Below are 13,389 nucleotides of genomic sequence, written 5' to 3'. Positions count from 1 at the left end.
AATATACACAATACATGAATCAGAAGATTAAACTTATCCCGTTACTCCTCTTTTCGGCTTTCGCCACGCAGGCGGCGGAAGACGTCAAAGTGATGCAGTACCTTCATGCCGGGCCGATAGCGGTCAACAAGCCGATCCTGGCAGACAGCCTGAATGTCAATGGCAAACCTTTCGAGGCCAAAAACCTGGTCAAATCGACTATTCCCTTCGACCGCGCCCTGAGCAATGCGGGCGTTATCGATGCAGATACCGCCGGACTGATCACCGTCCCGGCGCCTGAAAAGGGATATGCCTTGCACCTCTATTCGTTCTACCTGAACAGCGACCGCTACACGAAAGGCTCGCTTGAAGTCTCCGGACCGGGCACATTCGAAGTGTTTGTCAATAATAAACCGGTAGGCGCGACTTCCGAACTGGCGCTGGAACCGCATCGTTACGAAGTGGTGGTCAAATACCTGACCGCCGACACCGATACATGTTCGTCCACCCTGAAAGCCATCTTCAAAAGCGAGGAAGAGGCACAAGTAATCGCTTCCCTTAATCCGGAAAAGCGATATACGTCGCGCGATATCCTGGAAGGGACACAATTCCGGGGAACGAGCGTATCGCCTAACGGGAAATATGTGCTGGTAAAATACTATACCCGCATGGAAGGAGGAAAAAGCGAACAATACGCCCAATTGCGGGATGCAGCGACCGGACGGATTTTATTGCAGGACAAAGGATTTATCCTGACTGCCGACTGGATGCCGACGAGCGACAAGATGTATTTCACCCGTACCGGAATGAACGGGAAAGAGCTGGTAACCGTCGATCCGGCAACCATGCAGGAAGAAGTCTTGGCGGAAAACCTGCCGGAAGGCAGTTTCAGTTTTACACCGGATGAAAAGACATTGCTCTATACCATCCAGGAAGAAGGTCCTAAAGACGGTCCGGATATGCTTCGTATCCTGGAACCGAACGATCGCCTGCCGGGATTCCGCAACCGTTATTTCATCTGGCGCTACGACCTTCAGACCGGCCTGTACGAACAGTTGACATACGGGCATAACAACACCTTTATTAATGATGTCAGTGCCGACAGCCGTTACCTGCTGTTCAGCACCAGCGAGATGGATTATACTTCATTGCCCCACTCCGGCAATTCCATGTATAAGTTGGATTTGCAGACCATGGCGATCGACACTTTATGGGAAAAAGCCAAATACATCAATGGGGCGACTTTCTCGCCGGACGGCAAGCAGTTGATGGTGTTCGGTTCGGGCAATGCATTCGACAATATCGGCCTGAACATCCAAGAGGGACAGATATCCAACACCTACGACGGACAGCTTTTCCTGTACGATCCGGCAAAACGGAAAGCAAAGGCGCTTACCAAAGACTTCAATCCGAACGTCACGACTGCGCAATGGAGCAAATTCGACGGACAGATCTATATGCTGACGGAAGACCAGGATTACCAGCGTGTCTATACCTGCAATCCCGCCAACGGCAAGATCCGCCGCCTCGACCTGCCGGAAGACGTCATCTACAATTATTCGCTGGCCGAAGCTGCTCCGGTCATGTATTACTACGGACAGAGCGTATCCAACGCCAACCGCCTGTACAGCTACAACACCAAGAACAACAAGACGCAGTTGATTTACGACTTGTCGGCCGACAAGCTGAAAGACATCAAATTCGGGGAAGTGCACGACTGGAATTTCACCTCTACCGACGGGACTGTCATTCAAGGCCGCTATTATCTTCCGCCCAACTTCGATGCATCCCGGAAATATCCGATGATCGTCTATTACTACGGCGGAACCTCTCCTACTAACCGTGCGTTGGAATTCAGCTACTCCATGCATATGTATGCCGCCCTCGGCTATGTGGTCTACACTTTGAACCCAAGTGGCACGACCGGCTTCGGACAAGAGTTCGCCGCCCGCCACGTAAACGCCTGGGGAGACAAGACTGCCGATGAAATCATTCAGGGGACAGAACAGTTCTGCAAAGAACATTCGTTCGTCAATCCGAAGAAAATCGGTTGTGCCGGCGCAAGCTACGGCGGTTTCATGACGCAATATCTGCAAACAAAGACCGACCTGTTTGCTGCCGCAGTCAGTCATGCGGGTATCAGCGCCCTGAGCAGCTATTGGGGTGAAGGTTATTGGGGATACGGATATTGCTCGGTTGCCAATACGGGCACTTACCCGTGGAATAATCCGGAGTTTTTCACAAAGCACAGTCCGCTGTTCAATGCAGACAAGATCCAAACGCCTCTCCTGCTGCTTCACGGAAATGCGGATACGAATGTGCCCATCGGAGAAAGCATCCAGATGTTCCTGGCTTTGAAGTTACTTGGGAAAACGGTTGAGTTCGTCCAGGTAGACGGTGAGAACCACGGAGTGGCGGATTACAAGAAACGTCTTGAATGGCAAAACACCATCTTCGCCTGGTTTGCCAAATACCTGAAGGACGAGCCGCAATGGTGGGATGCACTTTACCCGGAAAGACATTTATAATTGCAAAAAAAGGAGTATGTCGGGGATGAAAAGCCCTTTTGACATACTCCTTAAAATAAATATCTACAACCTATTTTCTGATAACCTAAATCTCTTTACCTGTCTTTTTGACTTTTCACTTAATATTCGGATTCAATGCATGCCACTCGGAGATCGGAGGCAAAACACCCATTGCGATCACTTCGTCGCGCAATGCGCAAAGATGTTCGTAGCTCTTTTCCAAAGCAGCTTCTTCTTCCGGAGTTCCTTTTACTTCTTTCAATGCTACGCCGTCTTTTGTAATGGAAGTTTCCCACGCCATCATGATATGGTCGAACTTGCCATTGGAGACATAAGCGCCGGCAGGCCAGCGGAACGGTTTACCGCCCATAGCGGCAGCAATCATCTCGATGGAAACATAAGACGGGCTTTGGAAAGAAGAACGGCCGCGCAAAGCAATGATATTGGCGCCACCTTTCGTCACCTTCGTCTGGATTTCAGCCCACTGGTCTTTAGTCAAGGCATCCGTGCCGATCATGTCAGCCAACGGTTTGCCTTCCACTTTCGCAGTAGAAGCGTAAACAGCCATTTGTTCGCCATGGCCGCCGTATGTACGGCAGTTCTCTACAACATCCATAGATACGCCGAAATGTTTAGCCAGTTCGCTACGCAGGCGGGTAGAGTCCAAAGCAGCCAAAGTCGTCACCTGCGAAGGTTTCAAACCTGAATACAACAGTGTGATCAAACCGGTGATATCGGCCGGATTGAAAATAACTACGATATGCTTGACATCCGGACAATAAGCCTTTACGTTCTTACCGAATTCTTCGGCGATAGCGGCATTTCCTTTCAGCAAGTCTTCACGGGTCATTCCTGCCTTACGGGCAGCCCCACCGGAGTTTACGATATATTTAGCACCAGTCAACGCTTCTTTGATATCGGAAGTAAAAGTGATATTAACGCCTTCGAAACCGCAATGGAACAATTCTTCAGCTACTCCTTCCAAACCCGGAGCGTACGGATCATACAAACAAATATTAGAAGTAAGTCCCATCATGATGGCTGTCTGAGCCATATTCGAACCAATCATACCTGCTGCCCCTACGATCGTGAGCTTTTCGTCTGTCAATGTTTTCATATTGTATTGTTTTTTAATGTATGTCTTCCTATAAAACATTCCGAAGAATCATAAAGTTCTCTTGCAAACCTTATTTTTCTTTTCCTTTGCAAAGATATGGGATTTAAGGATCACTTGCTAATCATTAATTCCTATCTCCCATAAGCAAAAGTTATGGCTTGGCCCCATCATGACGGACAGAATATAATTCGTATCTTTGCCTGCATGAAAACATTCAGACCGGAGGCATGGCTGCCTACTACAAAGAAAGAAGTTGAAGCCCGCGGATGGGACTATATAGATGTGATACTTTTCAGCGGAGACGCATATGTGGACCATCCTTCATTCGGGGCTGCCGTCATCGGGCGGACACTCGAAGCGATGGGACTGCGCGTAGCAATCGTTCCGCAACCGGACTGGCGCGGGGATTACCGGGACTTCAAGAAACTGGGAGCACCCCGCCTCTTCTTCGGTGTCTCTGCCGGAGCGATGGATTCGATGATCAACCACTATACCGCCAACAAACGCCTGCGCAGCGATGATGCTTATACGCCGGACCGCCGCGCCGGCATGCGCCCGGATTATCCCAGCATCGTTTACACGAAGATACTGAAAGAAATCTACCCGGATGTTCCCGTCGTATTAGGAGGTATAGAGGCTTCCCTGCGCCGAGTCACGCATTACGATTACTGGCAGGACAAGCTGCTCCCCGGAATCCTGAAAGACAGCCCGGCGGATTTACTGATATACGGCATGGGAGAACTTCCCCTGAAAGAACTGGTCAGCCGGTTACAAGCCGGAACTCCCTTCCATGAGATCAAAGATATACGGCAGACCGCCTATTTAACTGATACGGTAGAGCCGCTACCTGACGATATCAATCTCTTTTCCCATGAAGAATGTCTGCGCGACAAACTGAAACAGGCCAAGAACTTCAAACATATAGAGGAAGAATCCAACAAGCAGCAGGCTTCCCGCATCCTGCAAAAGGTAGGCAAACAGACGATAGTCGTCAATCCCCCTTTCCCGCCTATGACGGAAGAAGAGATAGATGCGTCATTCGACCTGCCCTACACCCGCCTGCCCCATCCTAAATACAAAGGGAAGACGATACCGGCTTTCGAGATGATCAAGTTCTCGGTAAACATCCACCGGGGATGTTTTGGGGGCTGTGCTTTCTGTACGATCTCGGCGCATCAGGGAAAGTTTATCGCCTCACGAAGTAAAGAGTCCATATTGAAAGAAGTTAAGGAGATCACCCAAATGCCGGACTTCAAAGGATATCTGAGCGACCTGGGCGGCCCTTCGGCCAATATGTACCGGATGAGAGGGAAGAATCCGGATATCTGCGCCCAGTGCAAGAAACCTTCTTGCATCTCTCCTGTCGTCTGCAAGAACCTGAATGCAGATCATACGCCGTTGTTAGATATATACAAAGAAGTGGACAGCATGCCGGAAATCAAACGTTCGTTTATCGGTAGCGGCATCCGCTATGACCTGCTCTTGCACCGGTATGCGGATGACAATCTGAACAAGGCAGCCCATACCTATATGGAGGAACTGATAGCCCGCCATGTCTCCGGCCGTCTCAAAGTCGCACCCGAACATACGGAGGACAATGTCCTGAAGATGATGCGCAAACCTTCATTCGAGCTTTTCGGACAATTCAAGAAGATATTCGACCGTGTAAACAAGCAACACGGATTGAACCAGCAATTAATCCCTTATTTCATATCCAGCCATCCCGGTTGTACCGAGGCGGATATGGCAAACTTGGCTATCCAGACCAAGAAGCTGCATTTCCAGCTCGAACAGGTACAGGATTTTACACCTACCCCCATGACACTGGCAACGGAGATGTACTACACAGGGTATCATCCCTATACATTGGAAAAGGTATATACGGCCCATACGAAAGAACAAAAACTGGCACAACGTCAGTTCTTTTTCTGGTATAAACCGGAGTTCCGCCGCCAAATCACACAAGCATTGCAGAAGATAGGAAAGAAAGACTTGATCGGAAAGCTATTCGGAAAGTAATTTCACTTCTTTGAGCGAAGAGGAACAAAAAAATTGCATGACCGATACAAGTTCACGAAATACATTTAGCAAAAGCTGTCTTTAATTACGAATATAACTGTCTTTGAAATCAAAAGCAGTTATATTCGTAATCAAAGACAATTGTTTTATTCCTTTACGGCAATCACTTCGATTTCCACCAGGCCATTCTTCGGCAATGTCTTGACTGCGACAGCTGAACGGGCTGGGAAAGTACCTTCGAACTGAGAAGCATATACTTCGTTCATAGCAGCGAAATCACTCATATCAGCCAGGAATACGGTTGTCTTTACGACATCGTCGATGCTAAGACCGGCTTCTTCCAGAATTGCATGTACATTCTTGAATGCCTGTACGGTCTGTTCTTTCACTCCTCCTTCTGCGAAATTGCCTGTTGCGGGAGCAAGACCCAACTGGCCGGAAGCAAACAGCATATTTCCTACTTGTACCGCCTGGCTATACGGACCGATAGCGGCAGGTGCATTTTTTGTTGCGATAACTTTCTTCATTGTTTCTTTATTTTAATAACGTTATTGTGCTTGTTCATTCATCCGCTGGCGAACCACTTCATAGATCAGGATGGAAGAGGCGACCGATACGTTCAGCGAACCGATCGTACCGAACTGCGGGATCTTCACCATGCTGTCGCAGATACGAAGATTATCCATCGAGACTCCCGTATCTTCGGCTCCCATCACGATCGCCACAGGTCCGTCATATTTGATAGCCGTATAATTCTCATAGGCTTTTTCACTGGCTGCATAGACTTTTACTCCTGACGCCTGTAAGAAACGGATGGCCTCCGTAATGCTTTTTTCCTTGCAGACAGGCAATACATGGAGCGCACCGGCCGAGGTCTTAATCGCATCGGCATTCACCGTTACGCTGCCCTTTGAAGGAATCACGATCGCATCCACACCGGCACATTCGCAGGTACGGGCAATCGCACCGAAGTTACGGACATCCGTAATCCCATCCAACAACACGATAAACGGATTCTTTCCCTGTTCATACACAAACGGAATAATATTCTCCAGCCGCTCGTACGTGATAGCCGGGATAAAGGCTATTACCCCCTGATGGTTCTTACGCGTCAAACGGTCGAGACGTTCGGCAGGCACACGCTGTACAGGTATGTCACGTCCTTTCAGAACTTCAAACAGTTCACGAGACAAGTCTCCCTGCAGTTCACGTTTCACCAATATTTTATCAATCTCTTTACCGGCCTGGATTGCCTCGATCACGGCACGGATGCCGAACACCATTTCGTTTTCTTTCATTATTCTATATCTTTTCCGTTTTTTATCACCGGGCAATTCGACTATTCCCGGCTTTATGTGGACAAAGATACAAAGATTTACGCTTTTATTATATACTCTCGTATATATTAGCTATCGCTTTTCAGCTTATGGCGGGACGATGAATAAGCCCGGATCAGGAATAAAATACCGGTAATAATCAAGGCAGATGAGAGTCCGGTATAAAATACCGAAATAAAGGAGTTGGGGAGCAATTGGAAATGACGGATCGTAACGCCGAAAGTAATCATAAAGATCATCACGATCCAGCCTTTCACATCAAAAAATGAAAAAGGACAGTTCTTTTCCCCTTTCTGTGAAATCCGCTCGGAATGTTTAACAAACAAACGACGAAAGACAAACTGGAAGAAAAGCAGGAAAACAACAATTGCCTCTCCGACTTTAAACAGCCAGTAATGGGCATCGTTCAACCACGTGACGATGCCGATCCTTAAGATATTGATGCCTGCTATGATCCAAACGCACCCGGCTATCAAAAGCAGGGTGCGTCGGTTTACTCTAAATCCCATTATCAGATACTTTTCTCTATGCTCCGCCTGTTGCTCGTACGTTGCCGACTATTCGTACGATCCTTGTCAGAGCGTTTGTCCTCTTTTTTGTCCTTATCGTAATGCCTGTCTTTATCCCGGTCCGGACGTTTCTTGTCATATTTGTCCTTATCGTGCTTATTCTTGTGATTATCGGAACCGGGACGGCCTCCCTGAAGGTTCGGACGATCGTATTTGTCGGGTTTCCACTGTCCATTGTCATGGTGGGGACGGCCATTGTTATGATTCGGCTGAGGACGATCATGCCTGTCCGGCCTCCACTGTCCGTTATCATGGCCGGGACGATCGTACTTACCGGGATACCATTTGCCGTCGTCAAAGCGGTCGAACCATCTATTGTTCGTATATTCCCACTGGCAATGCCAGTAATGATCTTCATAACGATGGCAGGAACTGGACGGACGGTAGTTCGGATAATGCGGGTTATTATACCAACCTCTCCAGTCGTGGATGCGTGTCGGTGTCTCACGGACGAAACGCACATATAGACGGAACTGCGAAGGGGAAAGGAGACGCTGCAATTTCCGGTCCCGCTCCATACGCAACTTATAGATCTTCTGGGCGGACTGGTCCCAATAGCGATAATGCTTACGCGCTTCACGCTCGATCTTCTCCCCGTATCGATGAATGATCTTATGATACTCGGCAGCCTGACGGTTCGTCATACGAATTGCCTGTTCCATCCAGAGGCAGTTCTGGCAATGGGGTTCATTCCATCCGAAACTGATCCAAAATTGTGCATGTCCCTGCAAGCTGCAAAAAAGGACCACCATTAATATAATACTCAATCTCTTCATGTCACTCAATTTTTAATTAGCACTTACACTTTGTTGCTATTATGACCAGACAGCGATGAAAAGGTTTAATTTTTAGCTTTCAACAGTTCTTTCGCATTTGCAATAGAAGCACTGGTCAACGAAGCACCGCTCAGCATACGCGCAATCTCTTTCACGCGCTCTTCCTTATTCATTTTCCGGATACGGGTAACGGTCCGTTCATCCGTATCTTCCTTATAAACAAAATAATGGTCTTTTCCCTTTGCTGCGATCTGGGGAAGATGAGTAATGGCAAAAACCTGCATCTTCGTACCTAATTCCTGCATGATATCCCCCATTTTATCGGCGATATCCCCGGAAACACCCGTATCCACTTCGTCAAAGATGATGGCAGGCAACGCCGTAAATCCGGCAATCATAGCCTTAATGCATAACATCAGGCGGGAGATCTCGCCTCCGGATGCCGTCTGAGCTACCGGTTGCAGTTCCGCACTCTTATTGGCGGAAAACATAAACCGGATTTCGTCCATTCCATCGCTTTCCGGCTCCTGTTTAGGCACAAAGTCGATCGCAAAACGCGTATTCGGCATACCTAACGGAACAACCATTTCCACCAATTGGGTGGCGATCGCTTTCGAGGCGATCTTACGTTGTTCGCTCAACACGGCAGCCTGTTGAAGCAATTCCCGATGAGAAACCTCCAACTGCTTTTTCAACGATTCGATCTGTTCATCAAAAGAATCGATCTCCTTTAGCTGCTCGTTATATTTTTCCTGCAATTCTATCAGCTCTTCCACATTGGATACCCGGTGTTTCTGTTCCAGGGAGTATAACGTATTGAGACGTTCGTTCACCCAATCCAAGCGTTCAGGATTAAATTCGATATCCTCCTTCAACACATCCGTTTCGGAAGCCAGGTCGTTCATATCGATATAGGCGGAACGCAGACGCTCGGCTATTTCTTTCGCTTTCGGATAATAGCGTTCCAGGCTGTCTGCGGTGGAAAGGGCTTCTTTTATCAGTTGGACGGCTCCCTGTTCCTCCCCGTCCAGCAGTTGGGTTATCTTATAAAGAGAACCTTTTATCTCTTCGGCATGGGAAAGGGTTTCCAGTTCCTGTTCCAGTTCTTCCTGTTCACCGGCAACCAAACCGGCATCGGTCAACTGCTCCAACTGAAAACGCACATAATCTTCCTCCTGCTTGGTCTGGAGAGCCTTTTCGGTCAGTTCTTTCAGTTCCTTTTTCAAAAACAAATAACGGCTGTATTCCTTCCGGTAAAGGATCAGCAGGATATCGTTTTCGGCCATTACATCGATTACTTTCAACTGAAACCGGTTATCCCCCAACAAAAGATTCTGGTGTTGCGAATGGATATCGATCAGCCGGCTTCCCAATTCCTTCACCACGGAAAGCGGGACAGGCGAATCGTTTACAAAAGCACGGGACTTTCCCGATGCAAACAATTCCCGGCGAAGAATGCAAATCTCCGCATCATACTCCAGGTCATTCGTGAGAAAAAATTCTTCCAGCTTATAGCGGGAGACATCGAAGACAGCTTCTATCACACATTTTTCAGAACCGTTCTTAATGCTCTTTCCATCTGCACGCTGTCCTAAGACCAGGGAAAGCGCCCCCAATATAATAGACTTTCCTGCCCCCGTCTCACCGGTTATCACAGAAAAACCTTTATCGAACTTAATGTCCAGGCTGTCTATCAGAACAAAGTTCCGTATGAATAAAGATTTCAACATAGTTATTCCAGATTACTTTTTAAGCGATTCCATACGTGTCGTGAGGGCAGGATACAGATTGGACAACATTTTATAGCCTTCCTGCTTCTCCGGCGCAGTAGCTTTCGAATAGATCAAAACGACTTCATCCAGTTTGGAATCGGCGAACATCTGAAGCAACGGTGACGTCGGACGGGCACTCTTAACTTGCTCCAAAACCGGAAGCAAACCGATTATAGTCGTACGTCCGCGATCCGGATTTGCGGCCATTTCATCGAGTCCCTTACGATGATAGTTATACCACATATCCCGGAACAATTCGGAAGTATTGTCCGTCAGAGCCGTAGCCAAAGCATGGCGGTTACGGTCGTTTTCAAAAGCTTTCCAACCTGTCCAGGCAGGTTGCGCCTGTGCCAGGCTCACGATCTGCATGGCCTGTCCGAGGAAAGCAGTGCCTCCTTTCGGGGAAAAGCTGTCGAAATCCAGGCCGAGGATCGTATAGATATAGAAAACAACCGTTGCAATCAGATTGTTGCTCAATGTATTTTCCGTATATTCCAACGGTTCGAATTCGGTATAGTCGAAAGAGAGTTCCGTATCACGATAATTCAGCAACGTTGTCGTATAGCTGGAATTATATACCGGACGGCGAGCCTGCACCTGTATCTCGCCTTTAAAACTATTGTCCGATACCATTTCGTTGATGATGAGAGTCATGGAGCAGTCGATACGTTCGTTTATGGCGAAAGTAGCATCCGTCCATTTTTTGTTATTGACGAAATCATTCAATGCATCCTGCAGGGTTTTGAACACCTGTTTATTCGTACTCTGCACCTTATCACTGTTTATGGTGATGCGGGCATTCAACTCCTGCGCCTTACCCATAAAAGGAGCAGCTCCCAACAAGCATATGCATAACAATTTCTTAATCATTCTCATTTTAATAATGTTGCCAATTTATTTATAATATCAACGGCCACTCCCTGTTTGCTCTTCAAGGGATAAACAGTCGTCCCGCCTTCCTTGTCGATGATCGTGATCTTATTCGTGTCGCAACGGAAACCGGCGCCTGCATCCCTCAATGAATTCAACACGATGAAATCGAGGTTTTTCCGTTTCAGCTTTCCTTCGGCATGAGCCGTTTCATCATTTGTTTCCAATGCGAAACCGACTAAGACCTGGTTTTCCCGCTTGATCGCTCCCAACGAGGCTGCGATATCCTTATTCGGAACCAGACGGAGCGTCATTTCCCCTTTCGTCTCCCGTTTGATCTTTTCGCTTGCCTGCTCATCCGGACGATAATCCGCCACGGCGGCACAAAGGATACCGGCATCCGCCCCCGGAAAAGCCGTCATGGCCGCCTGATACATTTCTTCGGCCGACTCGACATCGATCCGTTTGATATTCGGATGAACCGCCTTCAAAGACACCGGCCCTGCGATCAATGTCACTTCCGCCCCCTGCCCTGCACACGCTTCCGCCAATGCAAACCCCATCTTTCCGGAAGAATAGTTACCTATAAAACGTACGGGATCTATCTTTTCATATGTCGGACCGGCAGTTATTACAATCTTTTTTTTTTCAAGCCGGGTTTGGGAAGCGAAGAAATCTTCCAGGACCGCCACGATCCTATCCGGTTCTTCCATGCGCCCCTTACCTACCAGATGGCTGGCAAGTTCCCCTTCGGCAGGTTCGATGATACGGTTGCCGAACGAACGGAGCCGGTCTAAGTTCTGCCCGGTGGAAGGATGTGCAAACATATCCAAATCCATCGCCGGTGCGACAAAAACCGGAGCTTTGCAAGACAGGTATGTCGTGACCAGCATATTATCGGCAATGCCATTCGCCATCTTTCCGATTGTCGAAGCAGTAGCCGGTGCGACCAGCATGGCATCCGCCCAGAGGCCGAGATCGACATGGCTGTTCCACGTACCGTCTCGGTTCGAGAAAAACTCGCTGATCACCGGATGGCTGCTCAACGTGGATAACGTGAGCGGCGTAATGAATTCTTTTCCCGCAGGGGTAATAACAACTTGAACCTCCGCCCCTTTCTTCACCAGGGCACGGATGATATAGGCGGCTTTATAGGCAGCGATGCTCCCTGTTATCCCCAATATGATATGTTTACCTTTCAGACTATTTTCCATAACCTATTTATATATACTTCCGGATAAAACCGAAATTTCGTAAGCATGAAATTACAAGCGCAATGCCATTATCTCGCGAGCCACACGGCTGTCTATATTATGATGTTCGCCCAATTTCCAGCCCTGTTTGTCCACAGGAGCGGCAAGGGTATCCAAATCCTTTTCCGTAATGCCACATTCACCGAGGCGCGTTTTCAGTCCCATCCGGCTGAAGAAATCCTCACAGGCCGCAATTGTCTTGCGTGCCTTTTCCTCTTCCGTCCCATCCGCAATGCCAAAAACGACTTCGCCCATACGAGCTAACTTGGCCTGCTTCTCTTTAAACATATAGGTCATGACGCCCGGCAAGAGAATCGCCAGTGTTTGTGCATGATCCAGGCCGAACTGCGCCGTCAGCGAATAGCCCATGCGGTGGGAAGACCAGTCCTGCGGAACCCCCTGCCCGATCCAGACATTCAACGCATTGGTCGCCGCCCACATCAGGTTGGCACGGATATCGTAGTCGTTCGGATTATCCAAAACCTTCAATCCTTCTTCATGGATGACACGCATCAATCCTTCCGAAAAGGCATCCTGCACCTTCGCATTGACCGGATAGGTCAGATACTGCTCCACCACATGAATAAAAGAGTCGACCACCCCGTTCGCCACCTGGCGTGCGGGGAGCGAGTAAGTCACTTCAGGGTCCAGCACAGAGAATTTCGGGAATACCAACGGACTGGCGAAATTCAGTTTCTCACGAGTCGAGACACGGGAGATAACCGAACGTTCGTTCATCTCCGAACCGGTCGCAGCCAATGTAAGCACCGTACCCAAAGGCAAGGCGCTCTTTATCTCGCCGCCTTTCGAAAGGATATCCCACGGATCGCCTTCGAAACCGACAGATACCGCGATGAACTTCGTGGCGTCGATCACCGAACCGCCGCCTACGGCCAGCAGAAAATCAATCTTCTTCTCTTTGACGACCTCCACGGCCTTCATGCAGGTTTCGTAATGCGGATTTGCTTCGATTCCCGGAAACTCGGTCACTTCAAAACCTTCCAGCGCCTTTGTCACCTGGCCGTAGATGCCGTTTTTCTTTATGCTTCCGCCGCCATACACCATCAGCACTTTACTTCCTTCCGGAATCAAAGCGGACAAACGGGCTATGGAACCTTTGCCGAAAACAACCTTTACAGGGTTACAAAACTCAAAATTATTCATGGTTC

Annotated in this window: 11 protein-coding genes; 2 read left to right on the top strand and 9 right to left on the bottom strand. The window is 48.5% G+C overall.

Annotated elements, in window-relative coordinates; all coding sequences use genetic code 11:
- Positions 1-14 precede the first annotated feature (14 nt).
- The gene (locus H8S65_RS05180) at positions 15-2,507 is read left to right on the top strand and encodes a S9 family peptidase (RefSeq protein ID WP_186928948.1); all 2,493 of its coding nucleotides are present in this window, start codon (positions 15-17) and stop codon (positions 2,505-2,507) included.
- Between the two features lie 115 nt (positions 2,508-2,622).
- Here H8S65_RS05180 and H8S65_RS05175 read toward each other — a convergent pair whose 3' ends face one another.
- Positions 2,623-3,624 carry a malate dehydrogenase gene (locus tag H8S65_RS05175; protein ID WP_186928947.1) on the bottom strand — a complete coding sequence of 334 codons (1,002 nt, stop codon included), beginning with the start codon at positions 3,622-3,624 and terminating at the stop codon, positions 2,623-2,625.
- Between the two features lie 204 nt (positions 3,625-3,828).
- Between H8S65_RS05175 and H8S65_RS05170 the strand changes: the two genes are divergently transcribed.
- Complete coding sequence (locus H8S65_RS05170; protein WP_186928946.1) at positions 3,829-5,643, top strand: YgiQ family radical SAM protein; 1,815 nt, start codon at positions 3,829-3,831, stop codon at positions 5,641-5,643.
- Between the two features lie 146 nt (positions 5,644-5,789).
- On the opposite strand, the gene H8S65_RS05165 is transcribed toward H8S65_RS05170, so the two are convergent.
- The 8 genes from H8S65_RS05165 to H8S65_RS05130 form a co-directional block, all read right to left on the bottom strand.
- Entirely contained in the window at positions 5,790-6,170 is a 381-nt protein-coding gene (locus tag H8S65_RS05165; protein ID WP_186928945.1) for a RidA family protein, read from the bottom strand.
- 21 nt (positions 6,171-6,191) lie between these two features.
- The gene (rlmB, locus tag H8S65_RS05160; protein WP_186928944.1) at positions 6,192-6,941 is read right to left on the bottom strand and encodes a 23S rRNA (guanosine(2251)-2'-O)-methyltransferase RlmB; all 750 of its coding nucleotides are present in this window, start codon (positions 6,939-6,941) and stop codon (positions 6,192-6,194) included.
- A 107-nt stretch (positions 6,942-7,048) separates the two neighbouring features.
- Complete coding sequence (locus H8S65_RS05155) at positions 7,049-7,489, bottom strand: hypothetical protein (RefSeq protein WP_186928943.1); 441 nt, start codon at positions 7,487-7,489, stop codon at positions 7,049-7,051.
- Between the two features lie 2 nt (positions 7,490-7,491).
- Complete coding sequence (locus H8S65_RS05150) at positions 7,492-8,325, bottom strand: hypothetical protein (RefSeq protein WP_186928942.1); 834 nt, start codon at positions 8,323-8,325, stop codon at positions 7,492-7,494.
- A 65-nt stretch (positions 8,326-8,390) separates the two neighbouring features.
- Positions 8,391-10,055, bottom strand: coding sequence for a DNA repair protein RecN (gene recN / locus H8S65_RS05145; protein ID WP_186928941.1), 1,665 nt, complete (start codon positions 10,053-10,055; stop codon positions 8,391-8,393).
- Positions 10,056-10,067: 12 nt separating this feature from the next.
- Positions 10,068-10,973, bottom strand: a complete 906-nt coding sequence (porD, locus tag H8S65_RS05140) for a type IX secretion system protein PorD (RefSeq protein ID WP_186928940.1) — start codon at positions 10,971-10,973, stop codon at positions 10,068-10,070.
- Positions 10,970-12,181 carry a bifunctional phosphopantothenoylcysteine decarboxylase/phosphopantothenate--cysteine ligase CoaBC gene (coaBC, locus tag H8S65_RS05135; protein WP_186928939.1) on the bottom strand — a complete coding sequence of 404 codons (1,212 nt, stop codon included), beginning with the start codon at positions 12,179-12,181 and terminating at the stop codon, positions 10,970-10,972. The genes porD and coaBC overlap by 4 nt, the downstream gene beginning before the upstream one ends.
- A gap of 51 nt (positions 12,182-12,232) precedes the next feature.
- Complete coding sequence (locus H8S65_RS05130) at positions 12,233-13,384, bottom strand: iron-containing alcohol dehydrogenase (protein ID WP_186928938.1); 1,152 nt, start codon at positions 13,382-13,384, stop codon at positions 12,233-12,235.
- Positions 13,385-13,389 lie beyond the last annotated feature (5 nt).

The sequence above is a fragment of the Parabacteroides hominis genome, assembly GCF_014287585.1.
Taxonomy (GTDB): Bacteria; Bacteroidota; Bacteroidia; order Bacteroidales; family Tannerellaceae; genus Parabacteroides; species Parabacteroides hominis.
This window is presented reverse-complemented; position numbering and strand designations above follow the sequence as displayed.